13 protein-coding genes are annotated in these 16,385 nt (G+C 67.5%); 5 read left to right on the forward strand and 8 right to left on the reverse strand.

Going from position 1 to position 16,385, the window contains the following annotated elements; all coding sequences use genetic code 11:
• Positions 1-324 precede the first annotated feature (324 nt).
• Entirely contained in the window at positions 325-2,238 is a 1,914-nt protein-coding gene (locus tag ACI1V7_RS11355) for a sensor domain-containing diguanylate cyclase (protein ID WP_404531869.1), read from the forward strand.
• Between the two features lie 86 nt (positions 2,239-2,324).
• On the opposite strand, the gene ACI1V7_RS11360 is transcribed toward ACI1V7_RS11355, so the two are convergent.
• From ACI1V7_RS11360 to ACI1V7_RS11395, 8 genes are all read right to left on the reverse strand, one after another.
• Positions 2,325-2,567 (reverse strand): hypothetical protein, encoded by a 243-nt coding sequence (locus ACI1V7_RS11360; RefSeq protein ID WP_404531870.1) that lies wholly within the window; start codon positions 2,565-2,567, stop codon positions 2,325-2,327.
• A gap of 110 nt (positions 2,568-2,677) precedes the next feature.
• Complete coding sequence (locus ACI1V7_RS11365; RefSeq protein ID WP_404531871.1) at positions 2,678-3,475, reverse strand: TorF family putative porin; 798 nt, start codon at positions 3,473-3,475, stop codon at positions 2,678-2,680.
• A 90-nt stretch (positions 3,476-3,565) separates the two neighbouring features.
• Complete coding sequence (locus ACI1V7_RS11370; protein ID WP_404531872.1) at positions 3,566-4,267, reverse strand: response regulator; 702 nt, start codon at positions 4,265-4,267, stop codon at positions 3,566-3,568.
• Positions 4,260-6,995, reverse strand: a complete 2,736-nt coding sequence (locus ACI1V7_RS11375) for an ATP-binding protein (RefSeq protein WP_404531873.1) — start codon at positions 6,993-6,995, stop codon at positions 4,260-4,262. The genes ACI1V7_RS11370 and ACI1V7_RS11375 overlap by 8 nt, the downstream gene beginning before the upstream one ends.
• A 108-nt stretch (positions 6,996-7,103) precedes the next feature.
• Positions 7,104-7,685 carry a potassium-transporting ATPase subunit KdpC gene (gene kdpC, locus ACI1V7_RS11380; protein WP_404532516.1) on the reverse strand — a complete coding sequence of 194 codons (582 nt, stop codon included), beginning with the start codon at positions 7,683-7,685 and terminating at the stop codon, positions 7,104-7,106.
• A 35-nt stretch (positions 7,686-7,720) separates the two neighbouring features.
• A complete protein-coding gene (gene kdpB / locus ACI1V7_RS11385) occupies positions 7,721-9,799 on the reverse strand; it encodes a potassium-transporting ATPase subunit KdpB (protein WP_404531874.1) in 2,079 nt (692 codons plus the stop codon).
• 1 nt (position 9,800) lies between these two features.
• Entirely contained in the window at positions 9,801-11,609 is a 1,809-nt protein-coding gene (gene kdpA / locus ACI1V7_RS11390) for a potassium-transporting ATPase subunit KdpA (RefSeq protein ID WP_404531875.1), read from the reverse strand.
• Positions 11,609-11,698 (reverse strand): potassium-transporting ATPase subunit F, encoded by a 90-nt coding sequence (locus ACI1V7_RS11395; protein WP_404531877.1) that lies wholly within the window; start codon positions 11,696-11,698, stop codon positions 11,609-11,611. The genes kdpA and ACI1V7_RS11395 overlap by 1 nt, the downstream gene beginning before the upstream one ends.
• A 355-nt stretch (positions 11,699-12,053) precedes the next feature.
• Between ACI1V7_RS11395 and ACI1V7_RS11400 the strand changes: the two genes are divergently transcribed.
• The 4 genes from ACI1V7_RS11400 (at position 12,054) to ACI1V7_RS11415 (ending at position 16,364) form a co-directional block, all read left to right on the forward strand.
• Positions 12,054-13,640, forward strand: a complete 1,587-nt coding sequence (locus ACI1V7_RS11400) for a sensor domain-containing diguanylate cyclase (RefSeq protein ID WP_404531878.1) — start codon at positions 12,054-12,056, stop codon at positions 13,638-13,640.
• Positions 13,641-13,888: 248 nt separating this feature from the next.
• Complete coding sequence (locus tag ACI1V7_RS11405) at positions 13,889-14,260, forward strand: MarR family winged helix-turn-helix transcriptional regulator (protein WP_404532517.1); 372 nt, start codon at positions 13,889-13,891, stop codon at positions 14,258-14,260.
• A gap of 167 nt (positions 14,261-14,427) precedes the next feature.
• Entirely contained in the window at positions 14,428-15,450 is a 1,023-nt protein-coding gene (locus ACI1V7_RS11410; protein WP_404531879.1) for an alpha/beta hydrolase, read from the forward strand.
• Positions 15,451-15,695: 245 nt separating this feature from the next.
• Positions 15,696-16,364 (forward strand): outer membrane beta-barrel protein, encoded by a 669-nt coding sequence (locus tag ACI1V7_RS11415; RefSeq protein WP_404531880.1) that lies wholly within the window; start codon positions 15,696-15,698, stop codon positions 16,362-16,364.
• Positions 16,365-16,385 lie beyond the last annotated feature (21 nt).

Genomic DNA, 16,385 nt, shown 5'->3' on the forward strand with positions numbered 1-16,385 from the left:
ACCTTACGTTTCGGACCGACCCCATTCGGTTAGGTTACACACATAATGAAAAATCAAGACAAAGTTACAAGGGATAGCGGAGATGAATGATGCACACAGTAAAAAAGAGATGATTCTCTCCAATTGTTTCATTGTAAAATAGATCAATAGTTTTGGTCATGTATTAATCTTTCTAAAGAGACAACGTGTCCGGAGAATTGGTACGGGGGCGTGGTATTCGGATAGAATTTCTCTACCGCCCGCGCTTGCCACCACATACCCATTGCCTCATCCGGCCAAAACCCTGCCGGTTCTTTCTTCGCCGCACTACGGCAAGGATCGTTCATGCTCAGCCAACAGGAACTCGCAGAAGAACAACGACTCAACGCCCTGCATTCGCTCGGCGTCCTCGACACGCCGCAGGAGGATCGTTTCGACCGTTTTACCCGTCTTGCATCGGCCGCTTTCGGCGTGCCGATCGCCTTGGTGTCGCTCGTTGACAACAACCGGCAGTGGTTCAAGTCGGGTGTCGGATTTCACGTTTGCGAAACGCCGCGCGATATTGCGATGTGCAGCCACACGGTCGCACTCGACGAATTGTTGGTTGTAAGCGACACTTTGGCGGACGAACGTTTCCGCGATTTCCCCTACGTCCGTGGTGAAAAGGGCATCCGTTTCTATGCCGGGCAGCCGTTGCACAGCCTGGACGGCCAGCCGGTCGGTACCCTGTGCATCCTGGACCTGCAGCCGCGCGATTTTGGCGTCGCCGAGCGCCGCATGCTGCGCGACCTGGCCCAGATGGTGCAGGACGAATTGAACCGGCGCGTGGTGGTGGCGGCGCGCGATGCCGCCCAGCAGGCCTTGCGCGAACTGAATGCCCAGCTCGAGAAGCGCGTGGCGGAGCGCACCTGCGAACTGCATGCCAAGAACGAGGCGCTCGAGCACGAGATGCGCCAGCGCGCCGCTGCCGAGAACGCGCTGCGCCAGAAACAGGAATTGCTGGATGCCGTGCTGGAATCGGTCGAGGTCGCCGTCGTCGCCTGCAACGCGCAAGGACAGCTCACGCTGTTCAACCGGGCGGCGCGCGAATTCCACGACCTCGACGCCAGCAGCACGCCCGCGGCCGAATGGTCGTCGCACTACAGCCTGTACGGGGAGGATGGCGTCACGCCGCTGGCGGAAAGCGAGATCCCGCTGCTGCGCGCGCTGCACGGCGAGCGGATCAGCAATGCCGCCATGACGATCGGCGTTCCCGGCCGTCCGGCGCGCCACCTGCTCGCGAGCGGCCGCCCGATCGCCGGCGCCGACGGCGAGCCGATGGGCGCCGTGGTCGCGATGCAGGACATCACCGAACTGGCGGCCTCGCGCTCGCGCATCGTCGAGAGCGAGGAGTGGCTGCGCACCATCGCCGACAACGTGCCGGCGCTGATCGCCTACATCGACACCGATTTGCGCTACCGCTTCGCCAACCAGCGCTACCAGGAATGGTTCGGCGTGCGCAGCGAGCACATGGTCGGCAAGACCGTGCCCGAGGCGATGGGCGAGGCGTTCTACGAGCCGCGCCGCGCGGCGCTGGCGCGCTGCCTGTCCGGCCACGGCTCGCACCTCGAGATCGAGGAACAGCGCCGCGGCCGCACGCGCGTGATCAGTTCGACCTACCTGCCGCACATCCGCGACGGCGTGGTGCAGGGCATCTACGTGCTGTCGACCGACGCGACGTCGGCGCGCGAATACGAGCGCCAGCTGCACGCGCTGGCGCACTCGGACCACCTGACCGGCCTGCCGAACCGCCGCAGCTACGAAGAGCGCCTGACCCAGGCCATCGCGCGCTCGCGCCGCAGCGCCATGCCGCTGGCGCTGTGCTACCTGGACGTCGACCACTTCAAGCAGATCAACGACACGCTGGGCCACGCGGTGGGCGACGCCGTGCTGCGCGAGTTCGCCAAGCGCCTGTCCGGCACCGTGCGCAGCACCGACACGGTGGCGCGCCTGGCCGGCGACGAGTTCGTCATCGTGCTGGAGCAGGTCGGCTCGCCGCTCGAATGCCAGCGCGTGGCGGACAAGCTGCTGGAGGCGATCCGTCCGTCGTTCCAGATCGACGGGCGCACGCTCGACGTCACCTGCAGCATGGGCTTCGCCTGGTGTCCGCGCCCCGAGCTGGCGGCGCTGACGCATGCGGCGGACGATGCGCTGTACCAGTCCAAGCGGGCGGGCAGAAACCAGTCCTCCGTGCTGGTGCTGGCGGCCTGTCCGGCCTGATGGCATGGTGGGCACATGGTGCCCACCCTACGGTTCAAACACGAAGGCGCTTTAGTAGGGTGGGCACCACGTGCCCACCGCGCCTTTCAGTGTGCCGGTGCGGCCACCGGCTGCGATTCGGCGGCCGGCTCCGGCGCCTGGCCGGATGCCTGGGCGGTGTTCTTTTCCTGTTGCTTCTGCTGTTCCTGGCGTTCCTGCTTGATGCGGGCCTCGTAGGCCAGCTGGTTCTTGCGCGTCTGCTGGATCAGGACTTCGTCGCGGCCGGCGAAGGCGGTAGCGGAGAGGGAGGCGAGGGCGAGGGCGATCAGCGCGGTCTGGTACGGTTTCATGGTGCGTGTCTTCGATGGAACGGGGCCGCGGGGTGCGGGCCGATGAGATGATAATACTCATATGATGAGCGCGCTGGGCGCCCCTGGGCCGCTCCCCGTGGCCGTTCGCATCAGAAGGTGTGCACGACCTGCAGCGTCACGCCGTTCTTGCCCAGGAATTTGCCGTTGCGCGCGGAGGTGTAGGCCGCTTCCTCGGCATTGGTCGCGATGAAGGCCAGCGTCGCCGTCGTCGTGCCCCATGCCTTGCTGACGCCGACCTTCCAGTCCGTGTAGCTCGCGTTGGCCGAATGCTGGACGTGCTGGCGGCCGCCGTGCAGCACGATGGTGAAGCCGTTGCCGGCGTCGAGGTTCGCGCCCACGTCCAGGTAGCTGCTGTAGCGGCTGTCGACGAAGCCGAACAGGTTCGTCAGCGCGTTCGAGTACTTGACGTAGTACGGACCCTTGCCGACTTGGGCATAGATCTCGCCCGTGTTGGCGTTCACGAAGCCCGGCAGGTCCTTCAGGTCGTTGCCCGGGTAGATGTAGCCCAGCACACCCACGTCGTAGCTGAAGCCGCCGCCCAGTTCGCCGCGCTTGCCGGCATAGACATCCATCTCGACGTTGCCGCCGCCGCCGGCGTCCTTGGCCCAGGTGATGCTGGACAGCCAGGTGCCGACGTACAGGCTGGTGGCCGCATCCACGTAGTCGACGCCGCCCTGGACGGCGGCGTGGGTGCGCGTCTGCGAGATGCCGCGGTAGCGGTAGTCCGTGATCGCGCCCAGGTTCCAGGTGATGGGCGAGGCCGGTGCCGCGGCGTCGGGCGCGGCGGCTTCCGGCGCCGCCGGCGCCGGGTTGGCTTCCTGGGCCTGGACCGTGGCCGCGGCGGCCAGCGAGATGAACGATGCGATGGTGGCGATGATGTTTTTCATGGTTTTCACTTTCTTGAGGATGAGTCGTGCCTCCGCCGTGCCCGGAGGGCGCGGCGCAGCAGGCCTTCGCTGTAAAAAGGGGATCTGTCGCTAGAGCGGGACGGCGAGACGGTAGCCCACGCCCGTTTCCGTGATCAGGTATTGGGGTTGCGCGGGGTCGTCCTCCAGCTTGCGCCGCAGGTGCCCCATGTAGATGCGCAGGTAGTGCGCGTTGTCGATCGAGTGCTGGCCCCAGACTTCGCGCAGCAGCTGCGGATTGCTGACGACGCGGCCGGCATGCTTGGCCAGCGCCGCCAGCAGGCGGTACTCGGTGGGCGCGAGGCGCACGCCGCGGCCGTCCTTGGTGACGGCATGCGCCTGCAGGTCGACGGCCACCTGGCCGAAGCGCACGACGGTCGACTGCTGCTCGCGGGCCTGGCCCTGGCGCTGGCGCCGCAGCGCCGAGCGCGCCCGCGCCAGCAGCTCCGCCGTGCCGAACGGCTTGGTCAGGTAGTCGTCGGCGCCGGCATCGAGGGCGCGCACCTTTTCCGATTCCAGCGTGCGCGCCGACAGCACGATGACGGCCGCGCGCGACCACTGGCGCAGGTCGGCGATGAAGGCGACGCCGTCGCCGTCCGGCAGGCCGAGGTCGAGCACCACCAGGTCGGGCTGGCGCGTGCCGGCCGCCATCAGGCCCTGGCGGCAGTCGCCCGCCTCGAATACCTGCCAGCCTTCCTCTTCCAGCGCGGCGCGCACGAAGCGGCGGATCTGCGCCTCGTCCTCGACGAGCAGCGCGACCGGCTTGTCATCCATGATGGTCCTCCAACGGTTCCTCGATCTCTGGCACGGCCGGCGGTTCGCCCCGCTTCAGGGCGATGACGATGCGCGCGCCGCCGCCCGGGGCCTGCTCGGCGCGGATGGTGCCGCCATGCGCCTCGACGATGGCGCGGCAGATGGCCAGGCCCAGGCCCACGCCGGGCGTGTTCGATTCCTTCTCGCCGCGCGTGAACTTCTCGAAGATGGCTTCCTCGCGGCCCGGCGGCAGGCCCGGCCCGTTGTCCGTCACGCGCAGCTCGATCCAGTCGCCGCGCACGCGCGCATCGATCTTGACGGTGGAGCCGCGCGGCGTGTACTTGGCCGCGTTTTCCAGCACGTTGCACAGCACGCGCTCCAGCAGCGGGGCGTCGAACTGCACCAGGGGCAGGTCCGGCGGCAGGCGCGTCTCCACGTGGTGCGCGGCCAGTACCTCGCGGCTGACGCGCAGCGCGCTGCCCACCACTTCCTCGATCGATTGCCAGTCCAGGTGCAGGTGCACGCCGCCGCTCTGGATGCGGGCCATGTCGAGCAGGTTGGCGACCAGGGTGCTCATGCGCAGCGCCTCGCTCTTGAGCGTGCCGGCCAGGCTCAGTTGCAGCGCCGACAGCGGCGGCGAGGAAGCGGCCAGCGATTCCGACACGCCCACCAGCAGCGTCAGCGGCGTGCGCAGGTCGTGGCCCAGCGCCGCCAGCAGCGAATTGCGCAGGCGCTCCGATTCCATGTCCACCAGCGCGCCCTGGGCGACCTCGATGTAGTGCACGCGTTCCAGCGCGATCGCCGTCACGGTGGCGAAGGTGTCGAGCTGCTGGCGCTGTTCCGGCGCCAGGATGCGGTCCGGCTGTTCCGGCGCCAGCGCGAGCACGCCGCGGGTGCGCATCGGTGCCACCAGGGGCAGGTAGAACAGGGGGCTGGCCGGCAGCGTGTCGGTGCCCATGCCGGCCGGCAGCGCATGGTCGAACGCCCATTGCGCCGTGCCCGGTTCCACCTGCAGGCTGCCCGCCGCCGCGCGCTCGGGCACGTGCAGCTTGCCGTCGTCGTCGGGCAGCAGCAGCACGGCCTCGGCGCGGAAAGCGCGCGTGACGAATTCGCGCGACGCATCCAGGATCTGGTCGGACTGCAGCGCCCCGGACAGCGTCGACGAGAACTCGTACAGCGCGCGCCAGCGGTTCTCGCGCTGCTGGGCCACGCGCACCTGGAAGCGCAGCAGCGCCGTCAGCTGTCCCGTGATCAGGCCGACGGCCAGCATGGTGCCGAAGGTGACGAGGTACTGGAAGTCCGAGACGGCGAACGAGAAGCGCGGCGGCACGAAGAAGAAGTCGAGCAGCGCCACGCTGATGCAGGTGGCCAGCACGGACGGGCCGCGTCCGAACAGGTAGGCCACCAGCACGGTCACCAGCAGGAACAGCATGGCGATGTTGGGCAGGTCGAGCCAGGCCGACAGGACCCAGGCCAGCACGCCCGTGCCCAGGCTGGCGCAGGCGCCCAGCAGGTAGCGGGTGGGCTGCGGCAGCGGATGCGGGCTCGCGTACGGGCGCCGCGCCGCGCCGTCCTTGCGCGGCCGGGCCAGCAGCGCGCCCACTTCGCGCGGCGGCGTGGCCACCTCGACCAGATCGACCTCCGGCGCCAGCGCGGCCAGGCGGCGCGCCAGCGGCTTGTGCCAGGGCAGCGGCGCACGCTGCGGGCGGCCCAGCACCAGCTTGGACAGGTTGTGGTTTTCCGCGTACTCGGCCAGCACCTGGGCCGCATCGCTGCCCGGCAGCACGGCGGTGACGGCGCCCAGCTTGTCGGCCAGGCGCAGGTGGTCGAGGACGTGTTCGCGCTGCACCTCGGACAGGCGCTGCAGCGCGGGCGTCTCCACGTACACGGCGTGCCAGCGCGCGCCCAGCTGGTTCGCCAGCCGCGCGCAGGCACGCACCACCTGTTCGCCGGCGTCGACGCCGACGCAGGCCAGCAGCACGGCACCCGTCTTCCAGATCGCATCGATCGACTTCTCGACGCGGTAGGCGCGCACGTCGCCCTCGATGCGGTCGGCGGTGCGGCGCAGCGCCAGCTCGCGCAGCGCGATCAGGTTCCCCTTGCGGAAGAAGTTGCCGGCGGCGCGCTCCGCCTGGGCGCCCTGGTACACGCGCCCCGTGCGCAGGCGCGACAGCAGCTCGTCGGCCGGCACGTCGACCATCACCACCTCGTCGGCGCGGTCGAACACGGTGTCGGGCACCGTCTCGGCGACGCGGATGCCGGTGATGCCGCCGACCACGTCGTTCAGGCTTTCCAGGTGCTGGACGTTGACCGTCGTGTAGACGTCGATGCCGGCGTCGAGCAGCTCCTCGACGTCCTGCCAGCGCTTGCGGTGGCGCGAGCCGGGCACGTTCGAGTGGGCCAGCTCGTCTACCAGCACGAGGCCGGCGCCGCTGGCCAGCGCAGCGTCGATGTCGAACTCGGGCAGGGCCTTGTCGCGGTAGACCACTTCCTTCAGCGGCAGCAGCGGCAAGCCCTCGACCAGGCGCGCCGTCTCGCTGCGGCCGTGGGTCTCGACCACGCCCACCAGCACATTGCCGCCCGCCGCGTGCAGGGCGTGCGCGGCGCTCAGCATCGCGTAGGTCTTGCCCACGCCGGCCGAGGCGCCGAAGTAGATGCGCAGCCTGCCGCGGCTGTCGCGCCGCTCCTGTTCGCGCACCTGTTCCAGCAGCATGTCCGGGTCAGGCCTGTCGTTCGTCATCTTTGCCATCTTGAGCTTACTTGTTTGCTTGGAGCCTTCGTAGGGTGGGCACCACGTGCCCACCGGGCGCTGACGTGACGCGGGCACCTGGTGGGCACATGGTGCCCACCCTACGGATTATTTTGCGGGGGCGGTCCGGTCGAGGTCCAGGTTCAGTTCCAGCACGTTGACGCGTTCCTCGCCCAAGAAGCCCAGCAGGCCATGCTCCGTATGCGCATGGATCAGCTGCTCCACGCGCGATTGCGGCACGCCGCGCGCCTTCGCCACGCGGCCGGCCTGGTACAGCGCCGCCGCGGGGCTGATGTGCGGGTCGAGGCCGCTGGCCGACGCCGTCACCAGGTCGACCGGCACGGGGGCGCGGTTGTCCGGATCGGCGGCATGCAGGGCCTCGATGCGGCCCTTGACGGCATCCAGCAGGGCAGGGTTCAGCGGGCCCTGGTTCGAGCCGGACGAGCCGGCCGCGTTGTTCGGCATCGGGCCCGTGGCCGACGGGCGGCCCCAGACGTACTGCGGCGCGCTGAAGGCCTGGCCGATCAGGCGCGAGCCGCGTACCTTGCCGTCCTGGATCACGAGGCTGCCCGAGGCCTGGTCGCGGAAGGCGATGCGGGCGGCGCCCGTCACCAGGGCCGGGTAGGCGGCGCCGCACAGCACGGTGAGCAGCACCAGGCTGGCGATGGCGGGGCGGATCTGCGAAGTCATGTTCATGGTGTTTTCCTCGATTCTGGTCAACTCGTTCACGCCAGGTGCAGCGCGGCCAGGATCATGTCGATCAGTTTAATGCCGATGAAGGGCAGGACGATGCCGCCCAGTCCATACACCAGCAGGTTGCGGCGCAACAGCGCGGCGGCGCCGATCGCGCGGTACTTCACGCCTTTCAGGGCCAGCGGGATCAGCACGACGATGATCAGGGCATTGAAGATCACGGCCGACAGGATCGCCGAGCTGGGGCTGGCCAGCTGCATGATATCCAAGGCCTTCAGTTGCGGATAGGTGGCGACGAAGGCGGCCGGGATGATGGCGAAGTACTTGGCGATGTCGTTGGCGATCGAGAACGTGGTCAGCGAACCGCGCGTCATCAGCATCTGCTTGCCGATCTCGACGATCTCCAGCAGCTTGGTCGGGTTCGAGTCCAGGTCGACCATATTGCCCGCTTCCTTGGCGGCCTGGGTACCCGTGTTCATCGCCACCGCGACGTCGGCCTGGGCCAGCGCCGGCGCGTCGTTGGTGCCGTCGCCCGTCATCGCGACCAGGCGGCCTTCCGACTGGTACTTGCGGATCAGGGTGAGCTTGTCTTCCGGCGTCGCTTCGGCCAGGAAGTCGTCCACGCCCGCCTCGGCCGCGATGGCCGCCGCCGTGAGGCGGTTGTCGCCCGTGATCATGACGGTCTTGATGCCCATGCGGCGCAGCTCGGAGAAGCGTTCCTTGATGCCGCCCTTGACGATGTCCTTCAGCTCCACGACGCCCATCACGCGGCCGCCGTCGACCACCACCAGCGGCGTGCTGCCGCGGCGCGAGACGTCGTCCACGGCGGTGCCCACGGCCTGCGGATACTCGTAGCCCAGGCCCAGCACGTACTTGCGCATGGTGTCGGCGGCGCCCTTGCGCACGGGGCGCTCTTCCAGGTCCACGCCGCTCATGCGGGTCTGCGCCGTGAAGGGGACGAATTCCGCCTTCAGCTCCGCCATCTCGCGGGCCCGCAGGTTGAATTTCTGCTTGGCCAGCACGACGATGCTGCGGCCTTCCGGCGTTTCGTCGGCCAGCGAAGCCAGTTGCGCGGCCTCGGCCAGTTCGCGTTCCGTCACGCCCGGGGCCGGGATGAAGGTCGATGCCTGGCGGTTGCCCAGCGTGATGGTGCCGGTCTTGTCGAGCAGCAGGACATCGACGTCGCCGGCCGCTTCCACGGCGCGGCCCGAGGTCGCGATCACGTTCGACTGCATCATGCGGCTCATGCCCGCCACGCCGATGGCGGACAGCAGGCCGCCGATGGTGGTCGGGATCAGGCACACGAGCAGGGCCACCAGCACCGTGATCGTCACCGGCGAGCTGGCCAGGCCGGCGGCCTTGGCGGCGGCGACCGAGTACAGCGAGAACGGCAGCAGCGTGGCCGTCACGGCCAGGAACACGATGGTCAGGGCGACGAGCAGGATCGTCAGCGCGATCTCGTTCGGGGTCTTCTGGCGGCGCGCGCCTTCGACCATGGCGATCATGCGGTCGATGAAGGCTTCGCCCGGATTGACGGCGATCTTCAGCACCAGCCAGTCGGACAGCACGCGGGTGCCGCCGGTGACGGCCGAGAAGTCGCCGCCGGATTCGCGGATGACGGGCGCGGATTCGCCCGTGATCGCCGATTCGTCGACCGAGGCGACGCCCTGCACGACGTCGGCGTCGGCCGGGATGATGTCGCCCGCCTCGACCAGCACGAACATGCCCTTGCGCAGGTCGGTGGCGGGGCAGGGCAGCCACTGGGTGCCGTACTGCGGCGTGGTCAGCTTCTTGGCCATCACGGTCTGCTTCAGCGCGCGCAGCGACGCCGCCTGGGCCTTGCTGCGGCCTTCGGCCAGGCTTTCCGCGAAGTTCGCGAACAGCACCGTGAACCACAGCCACAGGCTGATGGCGAAGATGAAGCCGGCGGGGGCTTCGCCGTTGCCGCGGAGGGCGTCGAGCCACAGCAGGGTGGTAATGATCGAGCCGACATAGACGACGAACATCACCGGGCTGCGCCATTGCTGGCGCGGGTCGAGCTTGCGGAAGGCGTCGATCGTGGCCGGACCGACCAGCTTGGGATCGAACAGGGTTACGTTGGGGTGGGCCATCTTATTTCACCGAGAAGAGTTGCAGGTGTTCGGCCACCGGGCCGAGCGCCAGTGCGGGGACGTAGTTCAGCACGCCGACCAGCAGCACGGCGCCGATCAGCAGGGTCACGAACAGCGGGCCGTGCGTGGGCATGGTGCCGGACGTGGTGGCCAGGCGCGGTTTCGCCGCCAGCGAGCCGGCCAGCGCCAGCACCGGCACGATCATCGCGAAGCGGCCCAGCCAGATCGCCACGCCCAGCAGGGTATTCCAGAACGGCGTGTTGGCGGACAGGCCGGCGAAGGCGCTGCCGTTGTTGTTGGCGGCCGAGGTCACGGCGTACAGCATTTCCGAGAAGCCGTGGGCGCCGGGGTTGGCGATGCCGGCCACGCCCAGGTCGCTGCTGACGGCCAGCGCGGTGCCGGCCAGGACGACGATCGGGGTCACCAGGATGATGATCGAGACCATCTTCATGTCGTAGGACTGGATCTTCTTGCCCAGGTATTCCGGGGTGCGGCCGATCATCAGGCCGGCGATGAACACGCCCAGCACGGCGAACACCAGCATGCCGTACAGGCCCGAACCGACGCCGCCGAACACGACTTCGCCGAACATCATCAGCGCCATCGGCACCAGGCCGCCCAGCGGCATCAGCGAATCGTGCATGGTGTTGACGGCGCCGCAGGAGGCGGCCGTGGTCACGGCGGCGAACAGGCTCGATGCGGCGATGCCGAAGCGGGTTTCCTTGCCTTCCATATTGCCGCCGGCCTGCAGGGCGCTTGCGGCCTGGTCGACGCCGAGGGCCTGCAGGCCCGGATGCGCCTGGGTTTCCGCCCACATGGCGACGAGCGTCATGGCGACGAACAGGATGGCCATCGCCGCGAACACGGCCCAGCCCTGGCGCGCGTCGCCGACCATGCGGCCGAACGCGAAGCACAGCGCGGCCGGGATCAGGAAGATGGCGACCATCTGCGCGAAGTTGGTCAGCGCCGTCGGGTTCTCGTACGGGTGCGCCGAGTTGGCGTTGAAGAAGCCGCCGCCGTTGGTGCCGAGCATCTTGATGGCTTCCTGCGAGGCGACGGGACCCATGGCGATGGTCTGCGTCGCCGCCGTCAGTTGTTCTGTCACGGGATTGCCGGCCGCATCCTTCAGCGGCTGGCCGTCGGCGCCCACCTTGGGCTGCGAGTACGTGACGGGATCGAGCAGCGTCGCTTCCTGGTACGGGGCGAAGTTCTGGATCACGCCTTGCGAGGCCAGGAACACGGCCAGCACCAGCGACAGCGGCAGCAGCACGTAGACGGTCGAGCGCACCAGGTCGGCCCAGAAGTTGCCGACCGACTTCGACGAGCGGGCGGCCAGGCCGCGTACCAGCGCGAACACGACGGCGATGCCGGTGGCGGCCGAGAAGAAGTTCTGGCCGGCCAGCACGACCATCTGGCTGAAGTAGCTCATGGTCTGTTCGCCGCTGTAGCCCTGCCAGTTGGTGTTGCCGACGAAGCTCAGCGCGGTATTGAACGAGGAATCCGGCGACACGTTCGCCAGGTTCTGCGGATTGAAGGGCAGGAAGGCCTGCAGGCGCTGCACGGCATAGGTGAGCAGGGCGCCGGCGCCGCTGAACAGCATCAGGGCGAACGCATAGGTCTTCCAGCCCATGCCCTGGTCCGGCTTGACGCCGGCGACGCGGTAGCACAGGCGTTCGAGTGGCGCCAGCCAGGACAGGCCCGGCACCGGGCGGCCTTCGCCGACGGCGGCGAGCACGCGGCCCAGCGGCCAGGCCAGCAGCGTCACGACGGCCATGAAGACCGCCAGCAGCACGATGGCATCGGTATTCATCAGAGGTTCTCCGCGTTCAGCAAGGCGACGATGAGGTAAACGAGGACGGCCGCCGCGGCCAGGCCCACGCCCCAGTAGATTGGATTCACGAGTTGCCCCCCAGCTTGTCGCAGGCGTGGGCCAGGCCGCAGATCAGCGCCGTCAGGGCGACAGTCGCGGCGATATAAAGGATGTCCATCTTTCCCTTCCAGGATGGTTGTTGACGACCATGCCAGTGTGGGAGGGCGACCCGAAAATAGGCGTAAACAGTTGCCAGGCAGGTATATATGCCGTGTAAACGCCGGCTGTCGTGGTGGCGATTTTTGTTGTTTTGCGGCAACCGGTTGTCAGCCCGGCAGCGACTTCGCTTGCCGTCTCTGGGAAAATGCCGTCATGCGCCTTGGCGTGGTGGACGACGGTGTCGTGCGCCACGCTTTCGTTCATTCCGTTTATATGTCGAGCTGCATGCAAGATCCTGACAATCACGCCACCGTCCCTGCCGACCGCCTCCAGCGCCTGGACCGCCTGCGCCAGCCGATGGTGGTGCGGCTCACGGCCTGGCTGGGCGGCTTCTGCCTGCTGCTGTTGTGCCTGCACGGCTGGAGCCTGTGGGCCTCGCGCCAGCACCAGATCGAGCAGACGGGCATCAGCACGGCGAACATGGCGCGCGCGCTGGCGTCCCACGCGGAGCGTTCGATCAAGATCGGCGGCGCCGTGCTGGCCGAGATCGTCGAGCGCGGCGAACACGATGCGCTCGACGGCGCGAGCGGGGAACGCATCCATGCGCGCATGCAGGCCCTCGTGGCCGAGACGCCCGAGCTGCAGGAAGTGTTCATCTACGGTCCGGACGGTGCGCGCCTGGCGAGTTCGCTGCCCAAGCTGGTCAATGGGAACAATGCCGACCGGGCCTATTTCCAGTACCACAAGACCCATGCGGACCGCGGCGTCCACGTGGGCAAGCCGATCTACAGCCGCTCCAGCGGCGTGCTGGCGATCCCGCTGTCGCGCCGCATCGACCGTCCCGACGGCAGCTTCGGCGGCGTGGCGATGGCCTCGCTCAAGCTGCAGTTCTTCGGCAAGTTCTACGACAGCTTCGACGTCGGCCCCACCGGCACCATCCTGCTGATGCTGGACGACGGCACGCTGCTGTACCGGCGGCCGTTCAACGAACCCATGGTGGGGACCAGCGTCGCCAACGGGCCCGTATACCAGCTCTACAAGCAGAACGGTCCGATCGGCACGGGCATGCTGGTGTCGAACATCGATGGCATCGAGCGCCTGTACAGCTATCGCCACCTGGACGGCCTGCCCCTCATCGTGGCGACCGCGCAGGCCAAGACGGAAATCCTGGCCGGCTGGTGGGTGGCCGTGATCAAGATGAGCTGCGTGGTGCTGTTCGCCGTGGGCGTGCTGGCCTGGGGCGGCAAGCGCATGATCGGCCAGATCCGCGTGCGCGAGGCGCTCGAGGACGAGCTGCGCCGGGCCCGCGCCTCGCTCGAGGTGCACAACGTGTCGCTGCGCGTGCTGGCCGACAGCGACGGGCTGACGGGCCTGGCCAACCGGCGCCGCTTCGAGGAAACGCTGGCAATCGAACACGAACGCGCGCGGCGCAGCCGCAAGCCGTTCTCGATGATCATGACGGACGTCGACTTCTTCAAGAAATACAACGACCGCTACGGCCACGTGGCGGGCGACGAATGCCTGCGCCTCGTGGCGCGCGCCATCGCCAGCGGCCCGCACCGGCCGGCCGACCTGGCGGCGCGCTACGGCGGCGAGGAATTCGCGGTGATCCTGCCGGATACCGACCTCGACGGCGCACGTGCCGTGGGCGAGAAGATCCGCGCGGCCGTCGAAGCGCTCGCCATCCCGCACGCCGACAGCCCCACCGGCATCGTCACGCTGAGCCTGGGCGTCTACACGGGCCATGCCGCGATCGACGGCAGCGATGTGCCCTGCGACTGGGTGGAGGCGGCCGACGGCATGCTGTACCAGGCCAAGTCGGGCGGCCGCAACCGCCTGGCCGCACGCGCAAAGATGGCCGCGGCCGCCTGAGGCATCGCCCGATCCCGTCCTGCGCCGCAGCCGTCCCGGCCAGCGGTGCGGCGGGAGCGGGGCGAACCACTTACCATGGTCCTGTCACATCTTCTTACAAATATCGCTTGCTATTCGATAGCGCGCGATTTAATATTTGACCCATGGACGCCAACGACACATCGACGAAGCAGGCAGCAAAGGGAAGCCGGAAACCCCCGGTGCTCGGCGACCTGCTGTGCTTCACGCTGTACTCGACGGGCCTGGCGATGAACAAGGTGTATCGCAAAGCCTTGCGCAAGCTGGACCTGACCTATCCCCAGTATCTGGTGCTGATGGTGCTGTGGGAAAAGGACGAGCTGACCGTGTCCGAGATCGGTGCGCGCCTGTTCCTCGATTCGGCCACGCTGACGCCGCTGCTCAAGCGGCTCGAAGCGGCCGGACTGGTGAGCAGGGCCCGCTCCGCCGCGGACGAGCGCCAGGTCGTGGTCAGCCTGACGGAAGGGGGCCGCGCCCTGCAGGACGAAGCGGGTGCGATCTTCGACGAGGTGTTGTGCGCCATGGCGTGCACACCGGGCGAGCTGAACGTCATCAAGGGGCAGCTCGAAGGGCTGCGGGCGAAGCTGGCGGACAATGCCTGAGGCAAGGCGCAAGACAGCACCGCGCTTGCCGGCGTCCATGAAATAAGTAGTGCGCTATTTAATAGTGAATTAATCTGTAATATGTAGTGCGCTATTAAATAGCGTTTATATGAAGTGAAGTAAAAACAGATCGACATCGACCACACAAGACACTGAAAGTAACCACCATGAAAACCGTCGCCACCATCCTCTCCGCTTCCCTGTTCGTCATCGGCGCCCAGTCGGCCATGGCCGCCCCGGCCGTCCCGGCCGCCGAACACCAGACCCAGGCCTTCCTGAACGTGCTGAACAGCAGCGGCGGCAAGCCGATGGAACAGCTGACTCCGCAGGAAGCGCGCCAGGTGCTGGTCGGCGCCCAGAAATCGGTGCAGGTGGACCTGTCCGGCGTGGACGTCAGCAACCGCACGATCACCCAGGACGGCCAGAAGGTCGACCTGACCGTCGTCCGGCCGCACGGCGCCAAGGGCGCGACCCCCGTCTTCATGTTCTTCCACGGCGGCGGCTGGGTGCTGGGCGACTACCCGACCCACGCCCGCCTGGTGCGCGACCTGGTGAATTATTCGGGCGCCACCGCCGTGTTCGTGAACTACACCCCGTCGCCGGAAGCGAAATACGGCGTGGCGATCAACCAGGCCTATGCCGCGACCAAGTGGGTCGCCGCCAACGGCAAGGAGATCAATGTCGACGGCAGCCGCCTGGCCGTGGCCGGCAATAGCGTCGGCGGCAACATGGCGGCCGCCGTTACCCTGATGGCGAAGGAGAAGGGCGCGCCGAAGATCCGCTACCAGGTCCTGCTGTGGCCGGTGACCGACAACAACTTCGAGACGGCCTCGTACAACGAATTCGCCAACGACCACTTCCTCACCAAGAACATGATGAAATGGTTCTGGGATAACTACGAGCCCAATGCCGCCAAGCGCAACGAGATCACCGCCTCGCCGCTGCGCGCCAGCACCGAACAGCTGAAAGGCTTGCCGCCGGCCCTCGTGCAGACCGCCGAGCTGGACGTGCTGCGCGACGAAGGCGAAGCCTATGCGAAGAAACTGGATGCCGCCGGCGTGCCCGTGACCGCCACCCGCTACAACGGCATGATCCACGACTACGGCCTGCTGAACCCGCTGGCCAAGGTGCCGGAAGTGCAGTCGGCGCTGCTGCAGGCAGGGACCGAGCTGAAAGTGCACCTGAAATAAAGTGCAGCGGGTTGCGTAACCAGACCCTGAACCAACGTCGCCCCTGCGCAGGCAGGGGGCCAATTTCCTAGCGCCGTCGCAACGCAAGCGCAATTGGGCCCCTGCCTCCGCAGGGGCGACGGTTTTTAGTCGTACTCGATCGCTTCACATGCATATTTATTTACAACTTGTTAAAAATTAGTTTGTTCATGTTCTACAATTCACCGGTACGCTGACGTCGAACACTCACACACGGAGAGAAGACGATGCACGCCACCGGCCTTGCCGCCACCATCCTGTTCGCCGTGGGCGGCGCCCACGCCCAGACACTGGTTCCCGAACCGGAACCGTCCCCCGTCTTGCTGCCCCAGCCCGAAGCGACGCTGTCATCGACCCCGCTGCTGTCGCGCCCGTTCGGCAAGATCGTGCCGGTCGAGCGCAGCTACCTGAAGAACGTCGCCGAGCCGAACCCGATGGCGCGCCTGTTTGCTCCGTTCACCCGCTGGGCCACGGATCCACGCCTGCTCGCCGGCGTGCAGCTGACGCCGTTCCTGGCGCTGGAAGCCGGTTACGTCAACCTGTACGATCGCGGCACCCACCCCGTCGATTCCACCCGCCCGGAGGACCTGAACGGCGCCATGAACGTGAAGGGCATGCAGACGCATGCGGCCGCCAAGGTCATGGTGCCCGTGGGCAGCCGCTGGGAAGCCTACGGCAAGCTGGGCATGGCCTATAGCGAGTACAAGCACCGCGACGAGCTGGGCCGGTCGGTGCAGGAGAGCGACACGGGCGTGTATGCGGGCGCCGGCGCCAAGTACAAGCTGAGCGAGAAGGCTTCCGTGTCGGGATCGTTCGAGCGCTACGGCAACAGCGAGCGCTGGGGCGGCAACTCGAACAACAATGCCGTCAAGGCCAAGGTCAACCTGGGTTTCTGAGCGCGCATCCCTGTGTTCGTG

It is taken from the genome of Massilia paldalensis, assembly GCF_044901715.1.
In the GTDB taxonomy this organism is placed as follows: domain Bacteria; phylum Pseudomonadota; class Gammaproteobacteria; order Burkholderiales; family Burkholderiaceae_D; genus Telluria; species Telluria paldalensis.

Excerpts from the sequence above, each read along its gene's own strand:
- ACI1V7_RS11360 (WP_404531870.1), bottom strand. The coding sequence starts at position 2,567 with ATGAAACCGTACCAGACCGCGCTGATCGCCCTCGCCCTCGCCTCCCTC.
- ACI1V7_RS11415 (WP_404531880.1), top strand. The coding sequence starts at position 15,696 with ATGCACGCCACCGGCCTTGCCGCCACCATCCTGTTCGCCGTGGGCGGC.
- kdpA (WP_404531875.1), bottom strand. The coding sequence starts at position 11,609 with ATGAATACCGATGCCATCGTGCTGCTGGCGGTCTTCATGGCCGTCGTG.
- ACI1V7_RS11410 (WP_404531879.1), top strand. The coding sequence starts at position 14,428 with ATGAAAACCGTCGCCACCATCCTCTCCGCTTCCCTGTTCGTCATCGGC.
- ACI1V7_RS11400 (WP_404531878.1), top strand. The coding sequence starts at position 12,054 with ATGCAAGATCCTGACAATCACGCCACCGTCCCTGCCGACCGCCTCCAG.
- ACI1V7_RS11355 (WP_404531869.1), top strand. The coding sequence starts at position 325 with ATGCTCAGCCAACAGGAACTCGCAGAAGAACAACGACTCAACGCCCTG.
- ACI1V7_RS11370 (WP_404531872.1), bottom strand. The coding sequence starts at position 4,267 with ATGGATGACAAGCCGGTCGCGCTGCTCGTCGAGGACGAGGCGCAGATC.
- ACI1V7_RS11375 (WP_404531873.1), bottom strand. The coding sequence starts at position 6,995 with ATGGCAAAGATGACGAACGACAGGCCTGACCCGGACATGCTGCTGGAA.
- ACI1V7_RS11365 (WP_404531871.1), bottom strand. The coding sequence starts at position 3,475 with ATGAAAAACATCATCGCCACCATCGCATCGTTCATCTCGCTGGCCGCC.
- kdpC (WP_404532516.1), bottom strand. The coding sequence starts at position 7,685 with ATGACTTCGCAGATCCGCCCCGCCATCGCCAGCCTGGTGCTGCTCACC.
- kdpB (WP_404531874.1), bottom strand. The coding sequence starts at position 9,799 with ATGGCCCACCCCAACGTAACCCTGTTCGATCCCAAGCTGGTCGGTCCG.
- ACI1V7_RS11405 (WP_404532517.1), top strand. The coding sequence starts at position 13,889 with ATGAACAAGGTGTATCGCAAAGCCTTGCGCAAGCTGGACCTGACCTAT.